The following is a 20,484-nucleotide window of genomic DNA, read 5'->3' as shown; positions in this document are numbered from 1 at the left end:
GAATTGTTTAAGACATAACTTAGAAGCGCAACCATACAGTGAATGGCGGCTTGTTAAATACTGTTTCGCTGAATAATGGCTAATTTTTGTAGAATGCCAGACATAGTAGTGAAGCCAACCATGGTACTGACTCGACGATACGCAGCAAGTCCGTCCGTGGATGCTCGACCGCCCCGTCCATGGGGCGGACGGTCGTCTCGCCTATCACCATGGTTTGCTTTTCGAGCATCAGCGTAATCTGCTGGTTCAGTAAACCATAGCACTGCCGCGAATGATCACTTTTATGGCAATGCCTAATTACCATAACCAATTCATAAACCTAGAATTTTGTTATTTACGACTGTACAGCTAGAAAGTTTAATAATGGGTGGCTTATTAAATTCTAAATTTTCATTAACCACATCAGTGTTAGTCAAATGGCCATCAAGTTCAGCCGCTAACGCCTCTATTAACCTGACACAGAATTATGAACAGCCTCGCAGCCTCAGTGAGTTGCTTAATCAAAGGGGTTAAGATGCCATCATTTGCTAGTGAGATATTTATTCTCACGCAGAGCTTGAATGGCAGCATTAATATCAAAAGTAGGTGTTGTCATAAATCATCTCTTTTTGGTGTAGTTCAAAGAAATGACACAGAAATTTGAACACTACCCGAAGAACAGTGCCTAGTGAAGTGTCCACTGTTGCTGGTAAAGATCATCAGGACAGTTTCTATAAGGGATGTGTTAACACCACGTCCCTCGTTACATACACTTTTAATTAAATTTACCAGCAGTTAATTCGAGTTCTACTTTATGTAATATTGTAAGGAATCAATACTTCCATATACGTGACCACCATATGGGGAACTACCATATTCCCACACATCAAACTTCAAATGCCCTGAGTTATAAACAGAAGCACCGTTAATTTTATAATTAGTATTATTTTGACTGGTATCTTGACTATTTATGATAATTGCAGATACATAGTTAACACCAGCAGTTGGGTGTTGAGCAACCCACAAATACTGAGCCTTAACTATATCGGGAGCTAAACTCTCAATTCTATCTTTCTCTTGTGTCTTATTCATCGTACTAAATGTGACCATTGCTTTTCTTCCAGCTTGGTCAATGGTCATAATGCCTTCTTCTGAACTTGCGAGCAGGGCTTGCCAGCGCATTTTCTCCATTACACCGAGTTGTCCTGGAGATACTGTTTCTACAGAGTTCTTTGATGCAATATTATCTTTATGATAGGCAAATAGTGTCCAGCCACCATCTTGATTTGTCATATCACAATATACTTCGAATGGTTCTACTCCGACCTCCTCACCATCAGGATCAATAGTATAATATCCATCGCCTACGGAGTTACCGGTTTTCAGTATTTCATTACAAGTTCTTTTTACTATGTTGTTACCTGAGTCACTCAAAAGTTGCCAGTCACCAGAGCGTCCATCAATATCATACCAAGTTCCAACATAACCATATTCTTTTTTTGTACCTAAATAATACCTGACTGAATACTCGTTAACCCTACTAAAGCTAATTAGCTTTTTATCAAATAAGTAACTCCCAGACGTTATTGTATCTTCTTCAGCAACAAATACCTCTTTTCTAACAGTTGCATCTAACAGTATTTCAGATGGATTTTCTATAGAACCATCCAACAACTCATCAAACTGAATAGTCCAGTTATCCGCTACACAATTAAAAGATGCCATAAAAAATAGAACAGAAATTCCATTAATACCATTATACATAACATTTCCTTGTATTTCTCAGTCTAAAATTAATATTTAAAATATTTTTACTAGCAAAAACATATCTATCAAAAAAATATCAAAATGTAAAAACTTGTAACTGTTTTTGTGGATAAGATCTTGTTTAGTTCAACAAGAATCACACAGCCTTTTAAATGAGGAACCCAAAAAAAACGGTCATCCATTTTAAAACAATAATAAGAGATAGCATCAAGAGATAGGACATGCATAACTCTTTCAATGTGAGAAGTTAACTCTGCTGTCACGGAAGTTCACCGATCCCCTGCTAAGTTATTGCAGGGCGTTGAAGAAAACAGTGTGAGCTCGGCGGGTCGTTTTAGTGCATTCATACACTTCACGAGATCCTGTTGTCATGAATGATATCAGTGCTCATTTCTCGAATTGAAGTTTGGGTATGAGCATTAACTCCATACGTCAATTTTCGGCTAATAAAAAGGCCAGACAGTGTCTGGCCTTAACTTAACATAATGGTCTTAGCTTAAGCGGATGCCTTAGTCGAAGACGGGAGCAAGCTTATTCTTCGCTATCACCCAGTGACAGCAATGTCGCGTTACCACCAATGGCGGTGATGTTATTGGTGCGGGTCTTTTCAGTCACAAAACGGGTTAAGTAGTGTGGGCCACCGGCTTTAGGGCCAGTGCCTGACAGACCTTGACCGCCAAAAGGCTGTACGCCCACCACAGCACCGATTTGGTTACGGTTAATGTAGACGTTACCCACATTCACTTTATCAGCCACTTCGAGGGCGTGGCCTTCGTTACGGCTGTGGATACCTAAGGTTAAACCAAAGCCTGTGCTGTTGATCTCATCGATCACTTTGCCAAGATCCGCCGCTTTATAACGGATCACGTGCAGGATTGGGCCAAAGTGTTCTTTCTCCAGCACTTTAATTGAATCGATTTCAACCGCTGTTGGCGACACGAAGTGACCATTTTCAGCGCCAGCGGGCAGCGGCATTTGCTTAATAAGCTTACCGACTTGCTTGATATGGTCGATATGTGCATCTAGGTTGGCTTTTGCGGTGGCGTCTATCACTGGGCCTACATCGGTTTTGATTGAACTTGGATTGCCAATCACTAATTCATCCATGGCGCCTTGCAGGACTTCGATCACGCGATCGGCGATATCTTCTTGGAGGAAGAGCACGCGCAGTGCCGAGCAGCGTTGGCCTGCGCTGGTGAATGACGATGAAACCACATCGTTAACCACTTGCTCGGGTTGAGAGGTTGAGTCCACCACCATGGCATTTTGGCCGCCCGTTTCGGCGATTAATGGAATAATCGCACCTTCGCGGTTGGCGAGTGTGCGGTTAATCAATTTTGCTGTGCCAGTTGAACCGGTAAAGCATACACCACCGATACGTTCATCGGCCGTAATTGCTGCGCCGACAGTTGCACCAGTACCCGGTAAGAATTGCAGCACCTCGACAGGAATACCTGCTTGGTGTGCGAGTTGCACCGCACGGTAACCAATAATCGAGGTTTGCTCCGCAGGTTTTGCGATGACAGTGTTACCCGCCGCTAATGCCGCAGACACTTGGCCTAAGAAGATAGCCAGTGGGAAGTTCCATGGGCTGATACATACAAATACGCCGCGGCCTTGGAGGAACAGTTCGTTCAGCTCACCCGTTGGGCCAGGAAGCAGTTCAGGTTTTGCCATCATTTTCTTGGCTTGCACTGCGTAGTAACGGCAGAAATCAACGGCTTCACGTACTTCGTCGATACCGTCTTGAATGCTCTTGCCCGCTTCACGGGTACATAGGGCGATCAATTCTTCGCGGTTTTCTTCTAATAAATCCGCCAATTTTTGTAGCGCAGAAGCCCGTGTTTCCACTGGCGTGCGTGCCCAAGAAGTAAATGCCGCTTCGGCAGAGGCTAGCGCTTGCTCTATGGCCGCGTCATCGGCGAAGGCAACTTGACCTACGGTTTGGGTGGTGTCGTATGGACTAACTATGGTTTTGTGCTCACCGGTTAAGGTTTTGCCGTTAACCAGAGGACCCGCTTGCCATTGGGTATTTTTAAACTGTTCTAGTGCCGCGAAAAATGGCTCAGATTCGGAAATGATGTTCATATTGAGTCCCTTGGAATTTTTGCGATCGCTACCGAAAATATCGGCAGGTAAAACGATTTTGTTGTTAGCCAGGGTTTTGTAGCCCGTCAGTGTTGTTAGCGGATGCACCACTAATGACTCGATGGGGGTTTTAGGATCCACCAGTTTGTGGACGAACGAAGTGTTAGCGCCATTTTCCAGCAGACGACGGACTAAGTAGGGCAGTAGATCTTTATGGGCACCGATGGGCGCATAAATACGTACCGTTTTAGCACCGGCCTCAGCCAAAATCGTATCGTACAGCTCTTGTCCCATGCCGTGTAAGCGTTGGAACTCATGGTTACGATCGCCCGCCATATCTGAAATCGCCGCCACGGTTTGCGCATTGTGGCTAGCAAATTGTGGGTAAATAGCGCCGCGAGTCGCATCCGATAACAAGTAACGGGCGCAGGCTAAGTAAGATACGTCGGTACCGGCTTTACGAGTGTAGAGTGGGTAAGCGGCTTCGCCAGCCTGTTGCGCCCACTTAAGTTCGCTATCCCAATAGGCACCTTTAACCAGACGCACTGGGATTTCATCCCCTTGATCTTTCGCCAGACGCGTTAACCAAACCAGAACGGGCAGGGCACGTTTAGAGTAGGCTTGTACTACGATACCCAGTAATCCCCAGCCCTTTGTCGCCTCTGCATTAAACAGTTTTTGGAACAGTTTGAGTGACAACTCGAGGCGATCGACTTCTTCAGCATCGATAGAAATACCGATATTTAAACTGCGTGCCAGTGTGATCAGGCGGATGACTGTGTCGTACAACTCAGTTAAAACACGATCTTCATTGGCCACTTCGTAACGTGGGTGCAGTGCCGATAGCTTGATGGAAATTGTTGGGCGCGGTGATTCATTTTCGTTATAGCTTTGGGCACCGAGCTCAGTGATCGCATTAGCGTAATCGGTATAGTATTTCTCGGCATCCTTGCGGGTTAATGCCGCTTCGCCCAGCATGTCGTAGGAATGGGTATAACCTAACTTGCGCTTGTCTTCGCTATTCTTCAGGGCTTCTTTCATGTTGCGGCCCAGCACGAACTGCTTACCCATGATCTTCATCGCTGCCATCATGGCTTGGCGGATCACGGGCTCGCCGAGACGATTGACTAAACGGCTGAGTAGGCTGCTTGGGGTTCCATCGAGTTTTTTATCTAGGCTGACAATTTTACCCGTGAGCATCAGGCCCCAGGTCGATGCGTTAACCAGCACTGAGTCACTCTTGCTCATATGCTCATCCCACTTAGCGCCTGAAAGCTTATCTTCAATCAGTGCATCTGCGGTGGCGGCATCGGGAATACGTAACAGCGCTTCGGCTAAACACATCAGGATAATACCTTCCTGTGTTTCTAAGCTGTATTGCTGCAGAAAGGCATCAATGCCGACCATTAAACCTTTTTTCTCGAATTGACGAACCTTATTGACCAGTTCGTGGGCTCGACGAGTGACGCGCTCTATAGCTTCATCACTGGAGGGCACTAGTTTGATTAGCTCTGACAAGTATTGTTCTTCATCGACAATATAGTTGTCGCTGATCGCTTTGAACAGTTCGTCGAGATTGGCAGAATCGTAGCGGCCTGCCAGCACTTCACTCGCTTTGAACATAGTTATCGCTTCCATCTTGGCCGTTATTGAGGCGCTATTGTTGAAACAAATTGGGAGGCGCTAAACGCATTTGATATTTTGTATACAATATGAAGGTTTGCGCGCGCAGATTATACAAGCAAAATGTGACGGACAACACTATAGCGTGGAAGAATGTGAAGAATGTTTAACTGAGGCGTAAATTGAGTTGATGTAACGCTTAATTGACAAAAAAGCCAGTGTCTAAAAACACTGGCTTTTGCACGATATTAACACTGTTTAAGCTCGAGAAATTACATCCAACGCTTTTTATTGCGGCGTTGTGGTCTGGGAATATAGACCAAAATCATCCCAGCAATTAACCCTGCGCCCGCAATCAATCCGCCTTGACGCCATAATTCAAAACGCTCATCTTGGGCGCTGCGATCAACGGCGACTTTTAACTTATCCCGTTCTTTAACTGTTTGGCTCAGGGTATTTTCCAGTTCACTCAGTTTAGCTTTCAATTCAACGACTTCACCAGCATGGTTATCTGTTGAATTTAACACTTCTGCTAATTCTGCCTTTGCCTTAGCCAATTCATTTGTTAATGCAGGCACTTGCTCGCGGAAACTTTGAGTCGAGCTAATTAAATTGGTTTGTACCCAACCTTCGCGACCTTTGTGATCGATAACTTTTGAATAATCACCTTGGGTTTCATTTAAAAAGGTAACAGGTTGACCCGCTTCAATAGAGCCTAAAATGCGAAATTCAGTCCCAGGACCATTTAGAATATATAGAAACACGTTGTCCGAGATGTAGCGGGATTGGCCTTCGGCCAGCAGGTTGGGAGATAGCAACATCATTCCCACCAGAGTCAGGAGTCTTAACACTTTTGTATTCTCATCAACGAAATAGTGAACACATGCTATGGATTTGAGGCCTGCAATGCAAGAGGGAAGTCATAGACTTCCCTCAACTTTGTGGCATCCATGCTAGCCATTCCTGCTTGTTTTATGCTTTTCTACAACACGAGAGTCGTAGAAGCCTTAAACCTTGTTAATTAAAGATGCCTTTAATAATAAAGAAGAAGATGATTGATAGGCCAGCACCCGCTGGTAAAGTCACAACCCAAGATACGACAATATTACGTACTACTCCGAGATTAATTGCCGCAATACCACGGGCCATACCAACGCCTAAGACAGCGCCGACTAAGGTTTGCGTGGTTGAAATAGGTAAACCTGTACCCGATGCAATCACCACAGTTGAAGCTGCCGCTAACTCTGCGGCAAAACCTCGGCTCGGGGTTAAGTGAGTGATATTTTTACCGATAGTTTGCATTACGCGCTTACCGAATATCGCTAAGCCCATCACAATCCCCACGGCACCAAGGGGTAAAATCCACCAAACTAAAGTAGATTTAGCGGCAATCTCACCACCACTATTAACGACAGAAACGACGGCCGCTAGTGGACCAATCGCGTTTGCCACATCGTTTGAACCATGGGCAAAAGCCATACAACACGCGGTGACAACCATTAAAATGGCAAATACTTTCTCAACGTTGGCGTACATTGTCTGGCGGCTGGCTTTATCGCTCATTTTTAAACGAGAAATAGCCACTTTACCGAAAATACCCACAGCTAATGCGACCGCACCCGCTAATAAATAGGCATCTGCACCCTTAAGGTTGATACCCACATGGCTTAAGCCCTTCAAAATAGTGACCAATGCCATGATAAAGCCCGCGAATGCCATATAGAAAGGCACATAGCGTTTTGCATTACTTAGTGGGTCATCAGTGTTAAAAATTAGCTTTTGGGTACTTTGGAAGAGGATAAAAGCGATAAAACCGGAAATCGCAGGGGTAACGACCCATGATCCCACAATCCCACCTACTTTATCCCACGAGACTGAATCACTACTCACACCAACAGCGGCAAAGCCGATAATAGCGCCTACAATAGAGTGAGTTGTTGACACTGGCCAGCCTAAGGCTGACGCCACTACTAACCAAATACCTGCTGCAAGCAGCGAACCTATCATACCGTAAACCAGTAATTCTGGCGTGTCGGTGAAGTAGCTAGGATCGATAATTCCGTTACGTATCGTACTGGTGACTTCGCCACCGGCCAAATAAGCGCCAGCGAATTCGAAAATCATCGCGATAATAATCGCTTGTTTAATCGTGATTGCATTTGAACCGACAGAGGTTCCCATTGCATTGGCAACGTCGTTGGCGCCAATACCCCACGCCATCAGAAAACCAAATGCAGCCGCAACGGCAATAAGCCACGGGCCATTGGTGACTAAAACGTTAGCCACCTCAATACCTGCATCAACCATATTGATACCTTGATAACCTTATTTGTTAAACGCGAGCCAGCATAAGCTCAAGACGAGAACCGACTCGTTCGGCGAGATCCGCAAGACCACCGACCCATTCAATCGTTTTGTAGAGGAACATCACATCGACAGGATTCAATTCAGATTCCAAGGCAAATAACTGACGGCGTAACTGAATTTGTAGATCGTCAGTGTCTTCTTCGATGATATCGAGTTCGTTGATCATTTTTGCCACTAAATCCACTTCACGACCGCGGAAACCTGTTTCTAATAGATCTTCGAGTTCGTTGATGACTTCTTTTGCAAGATCGACAGCATCGATACAACGTTGTAGATAAGCAATGAAAGGGACTTGTATGACCTGAGGGATTAACAGTTGACGGCCGATAACACGACCAGAGATATCTTTTGCTTTATTAGCGATTTTGTCTTGTTGAGTTAAAAGTTCCAATAAATCAGTACGTTCTACCGGCATAAACAAACCGCTTGGCAGAGTAAGGCGGATTTCACGTTTCAGTGAATCTGCTTGTTTTTCGGCTAAACTAATTTGCTTGCGTAGTTGAACTGCACTATCCCAGTTACCAGTGATAGTGGCTTCGAAAAAGGGGACTAGTAACGATGCGCAATCGTAGACTTTGTCCATGTGCTCTTGAAGAGGCTTAATTGGCGATTTTGCAAACACGCCCAAAATAGAGTTTACTGGCATTGCCGTTTACCTATTTAGATTGTTCCATGATTGGAAAAAGCGGGCGCATATTAACCTATGCGTCCGCGTATTGAAACTGTGTTTTTCTAAGAAAAAACCACAGCTTTATTCTAACGGGTTATATACCAACTGCAAAACCAAATCCTACGGGTTTTTTATGACACATTTGTGACATTATGAACCAAAAATGACGCATTGATGAATATTTGATGACAAAGTGAGCTGTTACGCAATGAGTGCTGAGATAGAATTAAAACTGTTTTTTCTGCCTAAATATCAAGATATCCTGATAAATAAATTAGATAGCCTCGATAACGCTATCCCCCAAGGCCAACGCCGTTTGGCTAATGGTTACTTCGATACCCCTGATTTACAGTTACGAAAATGGGATATGGGATTACGGGTACGGGGTTACGATAAACATAAAGAACAGACCATCAAAACAGCGGGTCAGGTGGTGGGGGGGATCCATTCTCGCCCAGAGTACAATGTCACTATTGAGGGTGACACCCCAGATTTAAGTCTGTTCCCTGCTGACATTTGGCCCCTTGATGCGGATTTAGTCGCTACTCAGGCTCAACTTTCCTGTGTATTTCACACCGATTTTTATCGCCGTGCTTGGCATATTCAGGTTGATGGTAGCTTAGTTGAAGTGGCATTGGACACAGGAGAAATTACGGCGAATGGCAAACAGGAGGCCCTGTGCGAATTAGAGTTTGAGTTACTCAGTGGTGATACCCAAACCTTACTCAAATTAGCCTCTCAAGTGGCGAGTGTTGTTCCTGTTCGTTTGGGTAAAGCGAGCAAGGCGCAGCGGGGATATCGTCTTGCGGGTAAATCCAACCCATTGGTCTTAAGTGCTTTAGTGTTTTTGCCCCTACCAAGCCCTGACGATATGAAGCTTCATCAACCCCCTCAGCAAGCGTTAACGGCAACTTGTCAGATTTTACTTGAGACAGCGCTCGAGCGCTGGCAACTCCTAGAAGGCATGATTGCAGAAGAGCAAGATAACGAAGCCTGTGTGGCGCTTTGGTGGCGGATGAGAGCCTGTATTCGTTTGCTACGAATGACCTTAAATCAGTTTGGTTTACTTAATGTCAGATTGTCACCTCTGTTTATTCATATAGAACAGCAATTGGATTTTATTGAAGAAGCGCAAGCGCTGACAGCACTGCTAGGTAGTCAAAAAAACGTAGTGACAAAGCAGGCTGAAAGTACAGCAATAAAGCAACAACTGAATGCTCAATTAGCGATGCTTAAGTTAGCGGAGCAGTTGCCCTCGTTATGGCAACAAGCTGAGTATGGTCAGCTGCAGTTGGCAATCGTTGATATTTTACTTGGTGTCACGTTAGGCCGTATTCCATTAACGTATGAATTAGGGTTGCAGCAGCACGCGGATCGTGTCCAGCAAGCTTCTTGGCAAGCGATACTCGATACCATGTCACCGGATAGGCCGATGGGGTGTGATGATTATTTACGAGTAGCTTCTGTGCTAGATGAAGGGATCCTTGTTGGCCAAGCGTATGGCACTTTGTACGAAGCCAAGTCTCGCGATGCTTTTCGTGCACCTTGGCAGGATCTTGTGCTTGGAATTAAAACCTTAGCCTGTTACCGCATCTTAAATCTGACGAGTCAACAACTGGGTATTGATTTAAGTGAGTGGCTTGAGGGGAAACAGCAAAGCCTATTATTTGCCATGGAGTCATCGAGACGTAATGCTATGCAGCAAAAAACATATTGGTAGCTGAGCGCAGTTTAGGTGGGTAAAAGGGCTTAAATATTGGCCCTTTTTATTGAGGTTCTTCAGATAAAGGAACTATGACTTTTTATTCTCTAATACCTGCTTTAGCTCGCTGATTTGCAGCAACATCTTAGCTTGATTTTCTTCTATTTGTTTTTGACTTTCTTCCATCCTAGCAAGAGTGAGTTCAAGCTCAGACTCAGACTTGATTTCTGCCTTATGGGCATCCTGACGCTCCTGGCGTTCAGCCTCATCTGGCGCAACAAATACCGATGCCATATAACCTGAAATTACCCCGAAGAAACTGACCCCGCTAACGATCACTATGCCGCCAATGATATGCCCCGCTGTGCTAACCGGATAATAATCTCCATAACCCACAGTAGAAATAGTGACTAGAGCCCACCAAATAGCCTGTTCAGCCGTTTCAATATTGGCGCCTTCGGTACCACTTTCAACAATTAAAATAATGACAGATGCAAAGGTAAGGATTGTTACCATGGCGACCAATAGGCTGGCTAAGGTTGCCTGTTTTCGTTGTTTTATAAGGGGCAGTAGTAGGGAGCTACTCATACGGATCAGACGGATCACCCGTAGGATCTGGAAAACACGCGCGATACGTAGTGCCTCTATTGCTGGAATACTCGCAATAAAGTCAATCCAATGATGGCGTAGATAAAACATTTTATTGCGAGCACGGAATAAACCAACAAAAAAGTTGGCCATAAAAATCAGGCAGACGCTGGTATCAATAAAGAAGAGTAAACGATAGGTTTCACTGTCGAGTCGACCAAAGGTCATGACGAGCACTATGATCACCGACAGTAACGATAACAACATCATAGCAAGCTCAATGGGCGATGGGCCGTTAAGCGAGCGGAGCGACCATGGGGTTTTATCTGTCATGCCAAACATGATCCCTTTAAAGTGCGACGAATCTCTAAAGTAAAAGACTTTATACTACGAGTAAATTACCTTTGTGATAAATGGGTCATTTATCACTTAGCAGATAGTATCAGGCATAAAATAGTGACCAAGGTGGGATATTTTAGGTTTTATCCACAAAATGCACTAAATCATCGAGCACACGACGTTTAATCTCAAGTTGCGCATCGGCACTTAGCCCATATTTTTTGGCTAGTTGCACATAGTCATCGGCATTGAGTGATACTGTGAGGCGTGGGCGAGTCGGGCGTTTAGATACACTTAAACCTAAAATAGTGCGGATTTGATCAGAAGGACTAACACCTGCATCGAGCGCCGCTTTACGGATGGAGTATTGAAATTTTTCATCGAGATCGAAAGCGACCTGAGTTGCTTTTGCTGCTTGTTGATTCTTTAGCCATTGTTCGGGGAGTGGATTTTTTGTTTTACTCATTGCGTATTACCTATTGCTATCAACTGGTTGTATCACTCTTTTTACGCTGGCGTTAATTATACAAGGAGTGCATTGGGATTGGCGATAAAGTGCGAGTTACGCACTTTATCTTATTCTTGCCCCTACTTACCAGGCCAGTATTCCCTAATATCCGTAAGCGGGCGGTATAGGGTCAATACCACATCTGTATCGCCACCTTCATAAACTTCAACTTCGATTGCGCGGCTCTCATCGTCATTGAGTAGTAAGTAATATTCAAAAGGTTCGCCCGTACTGCCATTAGCATCTTGGGGTGGTTTAAGGCCACGGTAATCTTCGCGGTGGAAATAACCAAAGGCGGCAAAAGTCACTTGATGGTATTGTTTTCCAAGCCATTGCTCAAGTTGAGCAGCGTTATCAGTGGATAACGCCTGAGTTGTTAATTCGGCGTGTCCAGGCTCATCAAATAGAGTACTAAATTGCTCTAAATCAAAGAGTTGTTCTACTTGATTGCGGGAGATCTTAAGGGATAAGGCGAGGTAGGTTTCATCGTCTTCTTCAATGCTTAAATAAATGGTATCGCTACCATGGCCCTTGAGTACCCATTCGGCTTGTTGGCTGCGCTCGAATTCATAGGTGTTAACGGCTTCGACTTTAAGTTGTTGGCCACGTAACTGTGCTGGTAGGGCAAAGCTATCATCGATAGAGATCATATCGCCCACATTAAGCTGGGATGGATGATTGAGCTCACGCTGTGGTGGCGCTTTCTTACCAAAAATACTATTAAAAAATCCCATATTCACTCCTGCTGACTTTGCCCGTGTGCTGCGTGATAAGCGAATAGCTGTGGATAATCACTGACCAAGATGAGCTTATTCAATGGTTGAAACAAAAAAATGCCGAGCTCAATAGGGGGTGATGGTCCCATCGATACTCGGCATTCGGTCACTCATTACTTAGCTTTTGCGAGCCTTGATTCGATCAAGTACCGCATTGGCATTTGACTTTTGCTCACCGATACCTGCTTCGGCTAACTTAGCTTGCAGTGACTTATCACTGGTTTCTTCTGCTAAGGTTTCAGCGGCTTTGAGCCTGTCATCAAACTGTTGTTGACGTGCTTTAATACGCTCTAATGAATCTTTAGCATTCAGTAGTTTAGAATTACTAGACGCGAAAGAGTCAGTGATAGTAGCCGTTGCTTTTTGAACGCTTTCAGTGGTTTTAACCATGCTCAATTGACGTTGATAATCAGACAATTGACGTTCGGTTTTCTTCACTAAATCCTTCAGGCGTAGAGCATGGGCACTGAAGCTATCGTTAGCACTTTGTTGCTCGGATAATTCTTGATCTAACTGTGCAATTTTTTCTGCAATTTCAATCGCGAGGGCCTCATTACCTTTATCCAGCGCTTGAGTTGCATAACCTTCGTGTTCGGCAATAGAACGTTTCAGGCGATCGATTTCACGGCTCGCTTGCATTTCCTTTGCCATCACATCGGTCAGTTCGCGTTTAGCGTTGGTTAAGTGTTTTTCGGCGTCACGGATTTCCTGTTCGAAAATACGGGTTGAGTTTGCGTCAACGATGCTTTGGCCAACTTCGGTGGCACCACCGCGAAACGCTGTTAAAATTTTATTCAGAATGCCCATTTTGTGGCTCCTTATTTCAGATAGTCGACCAATTCATCGATAACTTCTAAACAGTTATCAGATAAAACTGCTAATTCTTGCTCTATTTCAAGCATGCTAGATTGCAGTGATAGCGCGCCGTAAACTACGTATTTGTCATCGATTTTTGCAAAGGCTGACAAAGGCATTGGAATGTTGAGCTCTAGCATAGTTTCAAACATTTCACTGCGACGTTCTTGGTTTACTTCGTTCTCGCCCCACAGGTAACTGATGCAGAGAATTTGGTTATCCGTTACCGATACGAATACCGGGATTTCTTCACGGCCGACCACATTCACTTGCAACACTTCTACTTCGCCATCAATCGGATAACAATCAAATTGAAAGCCGGTTTGGCTGTTATTGCCAAGACTATTGAGGTGATTGGCAAGGGTATGGATATTCATATTTGTCCTTATTGACATATTATGTCTGTGTTCAAAGATAGCACTAAGACATAATATGTCAAGCACTATCTTTCTCTATTAAAAAAGATCGAGTCCTTGGTTTTCAGACCAGGCCTGTAAATGGTAGTGATACAACTGCAACGAGCCTAACTCATTAGGTTTTATGTTTGCGGCATCTTGATAAAAGTTCGCTGGAAACTCAAATGCGCCCTTCACTAGTCCTAATGTGAGCCAATCATCTTTGATGGCTAATTCCGTTAACTGGGCTAGCCTGTGCTGTGCATCTTGCCCACTAAGGGTTGCAATGCTCCAACCCCACTCTCCAAAACTGGGTACATTATGGTGGTATTGCTTAACGTCAAATCCCGCTAAAACTAAGGTTTTTGCCACCGAAATAAAGGCCTTAGGTGCATGATAGGGTGAGGTTGACTGTACAGTCAGAGCACCATCATCGCTCATTAGTTCCTTTAATTTACGGTAGAAATAATCCGAATAGAGTTTATTGAGATCGGGGTGACTCGGATCGGGTAAGTCCACAATAATCGCATCGTATTTCACGCCTGTGGCAATCAGTTTGTCTACGCCGTTAAAGGCATCATCATTGATGACTGTCACACGCGGGTCATTGAGTGCATCACCATTTAATGTCAGCATCGCCAGACTTAAATTTTCAGGCATATCCGTATCTGGCGACTTAAATAACTTAACAAGATCAGCATCGAGATCGAGCAAAGTGACTTGCTCTGGCTGCCAGCGTAGTACTTGTTTTAGTCCAAGCCCATCACCACCACCAATAATTAGCACTTTGTTGTGGCGCGCGCTTGCTGCCATCGTGGGGTGGACTAAAAAGGCGTGGTAAATATGTTCGTCGATACTAGAAAACTGTAAGCGGCCATTGATATATAAGGCGTATACAGGCGCTAACCCATTGCCTCTTAAGCGTTCGGTAAACGTCAGTTGTTGGAATCGGGTGGCTTTGCTATAAACCACCTTATCTTTATAAAGTAAATTATTGAATTCCTGTTCCCAACTTGGACCATGAATCGCCAATAGCAGCAAAACACCAGTAACGATAAAGTGCCCCACCAAAAGGAGTTTGGCATGCGAAATTTTATTCCAGAATCGCCAGATAAACACAAAACCTGCCAGTAGGTTGAAACTTGCGGTTAACGCCGCGGCGAGTTGGATGTCGATAGCGAGCATAAAGCCAACCCAAATGGCCGCACCTATACCTGCACCTATGTAATCCGCGCCGTAAATGGTGCCCGCATTGTGGAGTAAATGTTCGTCGGAAAGGGATTGACGTACCCTTGCGATAAGGGGGATTTCCATACCAATCATCAAGCCAAGTAACACACCCCACACATAGGGTAAGTACTCACTGAGTTTTTGCAGCGTGCCTATCATGCCGCCGTCGGGTAATTGATCCGGCGGTAAACCTAATGTGCTGGCAATGATCAAGGGCAGTTGTTGGCCAAAGCCAATCATTGCGGCCGTGATTAAAATGGCGAGCGAGCCACAGAGGGCAACGGTAAGTTCTAATATCACGAACCCAGTGAAGGCATCACGAATTTTGCGCGCAGCAAAGGCCCCCAATCCCATGGAGACTATCATCAAGCCAATCATGGTGTAGATGGCTGCTTCTAATGCGCCTAAAATACGCCCGGCATAGTGTGATAATAGATATTCGTAAATCAGGCCACAGCCCGCTAATACGGCCATAATGCCCAGTAATAGGACATCGTCGAACCAACCTAAGCGGCTAGGTTTAGCCGCTAAAGGGGTTAAGCTGTTTTCTTGCATTCGATTAGGCCATCAATGCCGTAAGAATAAGTGCGATAGCAATGCTGATCGCCATCTCTACTGCTGCGATACCAATATTGTGCTGTCTTTCCACTTCGTCAGCTAAATCGATGCGGGCCAATATTAGTTTTTTCACCACAAATAACAGTAGTGAAAGTACAATAAGCATGATGATTGAGAACACCAACCAGCCGATGACGTTTGTTACGTAAGCAGTTGGATTATAGATAATAAAATGGCTCGCGGCATTAAAACTCAATGCCATTGCAATCATATAGCCCGCGTGGCGAATAGCCAGCGCAGTATGCCCTTGTTCGAGCGCATGTTGCATAGAAGAGTCTTGGTTGCGACTAGCAAAGCGGTTTTCACGCCAGCGAGTCAGTAACACCAACATTAACTGCGAAATAGCAAATGCACTGAAAATAGCGATAAAAGTATCGACCGTTAAATCTTCAGCCCACAGCAAGACGGCACGGATAATAATTGCGGTCGCTATGGCGGCGCTCGCATCGACAATTGCAACAGAGACATTGCCTTTAATGATTTGCTGATTTTTATCTAGCTCATTTAGGGCGATTTTATCGTGCAGGAATCGCCCGAGTTTGATCAGCACTAAGCCGAACAGTCCGTAGGCGCTCATGCCTATGGCTTCAGTCACATAGGAGTGAGCCGCTGCACCGGTTATTGCCCCAGTTAATACAATACCAAGCGCCGCAATTGCGCCTGCGGTACTAATACCAAAGGCAAAATTATCTCGCTCGGCAAGTTCTTTGCTGCTATTGACTTTTACGCTCCAACCTTGCAAATAACGCATCAAGGTTAGCAAGATAACCGCAATAGTAAGATCGATTGCCAGTATAGTGGCTAGCTCTGGTGTGATACCGAAATCCTGAAATAGTGTCATTGGAAATCCTTAGTTACTTGCCCCGGCGCACACTGCGGGTCGTGCGATTGCTCGAATTACGGAAACTGCTGTCTTTAGCATAGTTAGAGCGGAACTTACTGCCTGAGTTCTTACTCGCGATCGTTGTATTTGCCTTTGGTGCACTGGTGCTTTCACGGGATAATGCCGTGGCTCCTGTGCGCGGTTTAGCATAGGGACTATCAAAACGCTTACCTTGAGAGTCAAAACGTTTTTTAGTTTGTTCAAACGTTTTACTTTGGGCATCCGCTTGTTTGGGTGAAGTATAGCGATAGCGGCCTACATCATTGTAATAGCTATAGCCACGATTACCTGACCAACGGTCATAGGCAATTGGGCGATTAAAAATATTTGAGAACATGGAATACATGCCGTACCAAGCCCAAAAGGACGTGCCACTGGAGTTGGTTTGCCAACTACCGTAGGAAGGATTACCCACGAGTTGACTACCGGGACCAAAGTCCTCTGCGCCATTGGCTAATGCTGCGGCTTCACGGCTGATAGCATTCACGCGAGCGAGTTTACCATCGGACATATCGGCGACCACGTTAACGGGATCCGACAACATATCGTTAAACAGGCTTGGATCTGCCGCTTGATAAACGTTTTCGGCTTCTGCTAATTGTTGATCAAGATCTGCAAAGTTTGCCGAATTTTTTGACTCTTCCAAGCGACGTTTTAGTGAAGTATACATAGGCCCTTTGGGGCCAGAATCCTTTGCTAATTCATCGAGCAGTGGAGCTAAATCGGGTTTTTGTTGCTTTAACAGCGTGCTGTATTGTTTTAGCAGATTAGCGTTACGTAATTGCCCGTCATCGAGCATAGTGCCGAGAGAAGCGAGACGTTGCTCAGTGAGTTGTTGATACTTCGCGATTTTGTCCGGTCTATCATCGCCACACCCCGTTAGCGATAGCGTAACGGTTATAAAGAGTATCGATGTGAGAACATGCCTTAGCATTCCTGCCATGTTGTCTCCAAAAGGGTTGAAATAAAACTCAAATACTTGCGGGCAAATAATAATCCTCTTGCCCAATATGCCTGCTGCACAGGTTATAGTACCCTTAAACGCCACAAATGAGAGGGTTTTACCTTTTTTTGTGTTTCGTTATCGTGTTACTTGGGTACTGCAAGTTCCGTCAAACATCATGTGACGTCATTCTATATCATTTACGACATAATATGTCGATAGTTAAATTTGCCAGGGATAATTATGACCATGCAAAAAGACAGTAATAAGTCATTGTCTACACTCATCACTCCAACCGCAGAGCGTCATTGGCAGCGGCTAGAGGAAGTATGGTCCGATGGGCTGGCGCATTTAACACCAACAGCCCAGCAAGAATTGATAACTGTGCTGGGGTTAAGTGATTATGTGGCTGCGCAGTTAAGTCGGCACCCCGAATGGATCAATCAACTATTCATGGGGGACTTAACGGATGTTGATCGTAAAAATTATGATGTTGAATTACATGAAAAGCTTAGTAGAGCGATTACCGAGGACATGGCCAAATCCGTATTACGCCGTTTCCGTAATTATCAAATGGTACGTTTAGCTTGGCGTGACTTTTTAGATTACAGCAGTTTAGAAACATCCCTACTCGATTTATCGGCACTCGCTGAAGCGTTAGTGATCTGCGCTCGCGATTGGCTTTACAAAGATATGTGCGCGCAATATGGCACACCAATGGATAAAGCGGGTAATCCGCAACCCCTGCTGATTTTAGGTATGGGTAAATTGGGCGGCCGTGAGCTTAACTTTTCCTCGGATATCGATCTGATTTTCACTTTTCCTGAGCATGGCGAAACTGTCGGTGGTCGTCGTAGTTTAGATAATCAGCAATTTTTTATTCGCATGGGGCAGAGGCTTGTCAATCTACTCGATCAAATGACAGTCGATGGTTTTGTATTCCGAGTGGATATGCGTTTGCGCCCCTACGGCGAAAGCGGCCCACTGGTGGTGAGTTTCAGTGCGCTTGAGGATTATTACCAAGAGCAGGGGCGTGATTGGGAACGCTATGCCATGGTTAAAGCCCGTGCGCTCGGGCCATGGAATCATTTTTCCGATGAACTACACAGCTTGCTGAGACCCTTTGTGTATCGCCGTTACATTGATTTTTCGGCCATAGAATCCCTGCGAAAAATGAAGCAGCTTATCGCCCAAGAGGTACGTCGTCGTCAGTTAACAGACAATATTAAACTCGGTGCTGGCGGTATCCGCGAGGTCGAGTTCGTGGTGCAGAGTTTCCAGCTTATTCGCGGTGGTCGCGAGCCTGCACTTCGCCAGCAGAGTTTATTTGGCGCCATGGACACACTTTACAGCCTTGGGCAGTTTGAATATCTGGCTGTGGATGAGCTTAAACACAGTTATTTGCTGCTGCGCAGGGTCGAAAATCTACTGCAAGCCATTGATGATAAACAGACCCAAACCTTGCCAAATAATCCACTCGATTGGGCGAGATTGTGCCATGTACTCGATATGGCTAATGAGGCTGACTTACGCACTCATATTGAAGCGGCAATGGCGAAAATCCACCGCCATTTTAAAGCAACGGTTGGCGGCGAAGAAGGGGAAGAGAAAGCTGAGCATTGGACTGCGCAATTGTGGAATGTGCAGCAGGATGACCATGCACTTGCACTGTTTGCCGAGCAACACATCGAAGATGACAAATTATGGCCTATGCTTAGCCGTTGGCGTGAAACGGTTATAAAGCGATCTATTGGACCTCGCGGGCGGGAAACCTTAGATAAATTAATGCCAAGACTATTGGAGGAGCTTCTCAATCAACAGAGTCCGTCGGCAGCCTTCGAACCCGTCTCTAAGGTGCTTGAGCAGATTTTAACTCGCACCACTTACCTCGAGCTTTTGTGTGAAAATCCTGGTGCGCGCCAACAATTAGTGAGCCTGTGTTGCGCCAGTCCTTGGATTGCGACTCAGTTAGCTAAATTTCCTATGCTATTGGATGAACTTATCGATCCAGCGCATTTGTACGACACCACTTCATTGGACGATTATCCCAGCGAGTTACGCCAGTATCTGCTTAGGGTGCCTGAAGATGATATGGAGCAGCAAATGGAGGCGTTGCGACAATTTAAGCTTTCACAACAACTTAAGATAGCCGCTGCCGATGTGACGGGCGTGCTACCTGTGATGCAAGTGAGTGATCACTTAACCTTTTTAGCCGAAGCCATTATTGAACAAGTTGTGATGCAGGCGTGGCAACAGGTGGCTCAGCGTCATGGTGTGCCTGCATATCTTGAGGGCAATGATACTGGTTTTGCCGTCATTGGTTATGGCAAGCTCGGCGGGATAGAACTGGGTTATGGCTCCGATCTCGATTTAGTATTCTTGTATGAGCAGAAGTTGCATAGCAATACGGATAGCAACTTAACTAATGGCGAACGTCCAATTGAAGCGATGCATTTTTATCTCAAGCTTGCCCAACGTATTTTGCATTTATTCTCTACTCGCACTACTTCGGGGGAGTTGTATGAGGTCGATATGCGCCTGCGTCCCTCTGGCGCGTCGGGTTTGATGGTGAGTGAGATTGAACGTTTTAGTGAATATCAAACCCATGAGGCTTGGACTTGGGAGCATCAGGCATTAGTGCGTTCACGTTTTGTCTTTGGAGACAATAGCTTAGCGGTTAAGTTTAGCCATATTCGAGCCTCTGTGTTAGAAAAGTCGAGGGACAAAGCTGAGCTTAAAAAAGCGGTACGTGAGATGCGCCAGAAGATGCGCGATCACTTGCTAAAAGTGACCGAAGGCCGATTCGATTTAAAGCAGAGCCTTGGTGGAATCGCTGATATCGAATTTATTGCCCAGTATCTTGTGCTAGCGAACGCCCATGAGTATCCAGAGCTATCGATTTGGTCCGATAATGTGCGAATTTTTGCTGTGTTGGCCGAACTGGAGCTGCTACCTATTATGAGTGCTCAGCATTTAACTCAATCCTATTGTTGGCTAAGGGATGAGAATCATCGACTTACGCTACAGCAAAAGTCGGGTCAGTTACCTTATGTTGAGGTTGCAGAGCATGCTGAGCGCGTATTGAATATTTATCGAGCCGTGCTTGAATAGTGGACTTTTATATAACCTCACAAGGCAGGGTTATTTGGTCTA

General features: G+C 45.1%; 15 protein-coding genes and 1 pseudogene. 2 read left to right on the top strand and 14 right to left on the bottom strand.

The window, feature by feature from the left end:
* Positions 1-392: 392 nt before the first annotated feature.
* The 6 genes and pseudogenes from L2744_RS09965 to L2744_RS09940 form a co-directional block, all read right to left on the bottom strand.
* A pseudogene (locus L2744_RS09965) lies at positions 393-595 on the bottom strand (hypothetical protein); the annotation flags it as partial.
* Positions 596-786: 191 nt separating this feature from the next.
* The gene (locus tag L2744_RS09960) at positions 787-1,743 is read right to left on the bottom strand and encodes a fibrinogen-like YCDxxxxGGGW domain-containing protein (protein ID WP_248991768.1); all 957 of its coding nucleotides are present in this window, start codon (positions 1,741-1,743) and stop codon (positions 787-789) included.
* Between the two features lie 534 nt (positions 1,744-2,277).
* Positions 2,278-5,472, bottom strand: coding sequence for a bifunctional proline dehydrogenase/L-glutamate gamma-semialdehyde dehydrogenase PutA (putA, locus tag L2744_RS09955; RefSeq protein WP_248991767.1), 3,195 nt, complete (start codon positions 5,470-5,472; stop codon positions 2,278-2,280).
* A 257-nt stretch (positions 5,473-5,729) separates the two neighbouring features.
* Positions 5,730-6,278, bottom strand: a complete 549-nt coding sequence (locus L2744_RS09950) for a TIGR04211 family SH3 domain-containing protein (RefSeq protein WP_248991809.1) — start codon at positions 6,276-6,278, stop codon at positions 5,730-5,732.
* Between the two features lie 196 nt (positions 6,279-6,474).
* The gene (locus L2744_RS09945; protein WP_248991766.1) at positions 6,475-7,764 is read right to left on the bottom strand and encodes an inorganic phosphate transporter; all 1,290 of its coding nucleotides are present in this window, start codon (positions 7,762-7,764) and stop codon (positions 6,475-6,477) included.
* A 25-nt stretch (positions 7,765-7,789) separates the two neighbouring features.
* Positions 7,790-8,470, bottom strand: a complete 681-nt coding sequence (locus L2744_RS09940; protein ID WP_248991765.1) for a TIGR00153 family protein — start codon at positions 8,468-8,470, stop codon at positions 7,790-7,792.
* A 232-nt stretch (positions 8,471-8,702) separates the two neighbouring features.
* On the opposite strand from L2744_RS09940, the gene L2744_RS09935 reads away from it, so the two are divergent.
* On the top strand, positions 8,703-10,214 hold the full coding sequence (locus L2744_RS09935) for a CYTH domain-containing protein (protein WP_248991764.1): 1,512 nt from the start codon (positions 8,703-8,705) through the stop codon (positions 10,212-10,214).
* A gap of 72 nt (positions 10,215-10,286) precedes the next feature.
* Here the strand turns inward: L2744_RS09935 and L2744_RS09930 are convergent, their stop codons facing one another.
* The 8 genes from L2744_RS09930 to L2744_RS09895 form a co-directional block, all read right to left on the bottom strand.
* On the bottom strand, positions 10,287-11,117 hold the full coding sequence (locus tag L2744_RS09930) for a potassium channel family protein (RefSeq protein ID WP_248991763.1): 831 nt from the start codon (positions 11,115-11,117) through the stop codon (positions 10,287-10,289).
* Between the two features lie 142 nt (positions 11,118-11,259).
* Positions 11,260-11,589: a hypothetical protein gene (locus L2744_RS09925; protein ID WP_248991762.1), complete on the bottom strand. Its 330-nt coding sequence runs from the start codon at positions 11,587-11,589 to the stop codon at positions 11,260-11,262.
* A 122-nt stretch (positions 11,590-11,711) separates the two neighbouring features.
* Positions 11,712-12,365 carry a DUF4178 domain-containing protein gene (locus L2744_RS09920; RefSeq protein WP_248991761.1) on the bottom strand — a complete coding sequence of 218 codons (654 nt, stop codon included), beginning with the start codon at positions 12,363-12,365 and terminating at the stop codon, positions 11,712-11,714.
* Positions 12,366-12,524: 159 nt separating this feature from the next.
* Positions 12,525-13,214, bottom strand: a complete 690-nt coding sequence (locus tag L2744_RS09915; protein WP_248991760.1) for a PspA/IM30 family protein — start codon at positions 13,212-13,214, stop codon at positions 12,525-12,527.
* An 11-nt stretch (positions 13,215-13,225) separates the two neighbouring features.
* The gene (locus L2744_RS09910) at positions 13,226-13,639 is read right to left on the bottom strand and encodes a YjfI family protein (RefSeq protein ID WP_011788231.1); all 414 of its coding nucleotides are present in this window, start codon (positions 13,637-13,639) and stop codon (positions 13,226-13,228) included.
* Positions 13,640-13,717: 78 nt separating this feature from the next.
* Positions 13,718-15,442: a polyamine aminopropyltransferase gene (locus L2744_RS09905; RefSeq protein ID WP_248991759.1), complete on the bottom strand. Its 1,725-nt coding sequence runs from the start codon at positions 15,440-15,442 to the stop codon at positions 13,718-13,720.
* 4 nt (positions 15,443-15,446) lie between these two features.
* Positions 15,447-16,346, bottom strand: coding sequence for a DUF350 domain-containing protein (locus L2744_RS09900; protein WP_248991758.1), 900 nt, complete (start codon positions 16,344-16,346; stop codon positions 15,447-15,449).
* Between the two features lie 13 nt (positions 16,347-16,359).
* Positions 16,360-17,331 carry a hypothetical protein gene (locus L2744_RS09895; protein ID WP_248991757.1) on the bottom strand — a complete coding sequence of 324 codons (972 nt, stop codon included), beginning with the start codon at positions 17,329-17,331 and terminating at the stop codon, positions 16,360-16,362.
* Positions 17,332-17,574: 243 nt separating this feature from the next.
* On the opposite strand from L2744_RS09895, the gene glnE reads away from it, so the two are divergent.
* Entirely contained in the window at positions 17,575-20,442 is a 2,868-nt protein-coding gene (glnE, locus tag L2744_RS09890) for a bifunctional [glutamate--ammonia ligase]-adenylyl-L-tyrosine phosphorylase/[glutamate--ammonia-ligase] adenylyltransferase (protein ID WP_248991756.1), read from the top strand.
* Positions 20,443-20,484: the final 42 nt, after the last annotated feature.

Origin of the sequence: Shewanella profunda (genome assembly GCF_023283765.1) — a bacterium.
Taxonomy (GTDB): Bacteria; Pseudomonadota; Gammaproteobacteria; order Enterobacterales; family Shewanellaceae; genus Shewanella; species Shewanella profunda.
Note: the sequence above shows the minus strand (reverse complement) of the source record. Positions and strands in the feature narration are given on the sequence as shown.

Coding starts and splice junctions, on each gene's coding strand:
- L2744_RS09960 (WP_248991768.1), bottom strand. CDS start 1,743: ATGTATAATGGTATTAATGGAATTTCTGTTCTATTTTTTATGGCATCT.
- putA (WP_248991767.1), bottom strand. CDS start 5,472: ATGGAAGCGATAACTATGTTCAAAGCGAGTGAAGTGCTGGCAGGCCGC.
- L2744_RS09950 (WP_248991809.1), bottom strand. CDS start 6,278: ATGTTGCTATCTCCCAACCTGCTGGCCGAAGGCCAATCCCGCTACATC.
- L2744_RS09945 (WP_248991766.1), bottom strand. CDS start 7,764: ATGGTTGATGCAGGTATTGAGGTGGCTAACGTTTTAGTCACCAATGGC.
- L2744_RS09940 (WP_248991765.1), bottom strand. CDS start 8,470: ATGCCAGTAAACTCTATTTTGGGCGTGTTTGCAAAATCGCCAATTAAG.
- L2744_RS09935 (WP_248991764.1), top strand. CDS start 8,703: ATGAGTGCTGAGATAGAATTAAAACTGTTTTTTCTGCCTAAATATCAA.
- L2744_RS09930 (WP_248991763.1), bottom strand. CDS start 11,117: ATGACAGATAAAACCCCATGGTCGCTCCGCTCGCTTAACGGCCCATCG.
- L2744_RS09925 (WP_248991762.1), bottom strand. CDS start 11,589: ATGAGTAAAACAAAAAATCCACTCCCCGAACAATGGCTAAAGAATCAA.
- L2744_RS09920 (WP_248991761.1), bottom strand. CDS start 12,365: ATGGGATTTTTTAATAGTATTTTTGGTAAGAAAGCGCCACCACAGCGT.
- L2744_RS09915 (WP_248991760.1), bottom strand. CDS start 13,214: ATGGGCATTCTGAATAAAATTTTAACAGCGTTTCGCGGTGGTGCCACC.
- L2744_RS09910 (WP_011788231.1), bottom strand. CDS start 13,639: ATGAATATCCATACCCTTGCCAATCACCTCAATAGTCTTGGCAATAAC.
- L2744_RS09905 (WP_248991759.1), bottom strand. CDS start 15,442: ATGCAAGAAAACAGCTTAACCCCTTTAGCGGCTAAACCTAGCCGCTTA.
- L2744_RS09900 (WP_248991758.1), bottom strand. CDS start 16,346: ATGACACTATTTCAGGATTTCGGTATCACACCAGAGCTAGCCACTATA.
- L2744_RS09895 (WP_248991757.1), bottom strand. CDS start 17,331: ATGGCAGGAATGCTAAGGCATGTTCTCACATCGATACTCTTTATAACC.
- glnE (WP_248991756.1), top strand. CDS start 17,575: ATGACCATGCAAAAAGACAGTAATAAGTCATTGTCTACACTCATCACT.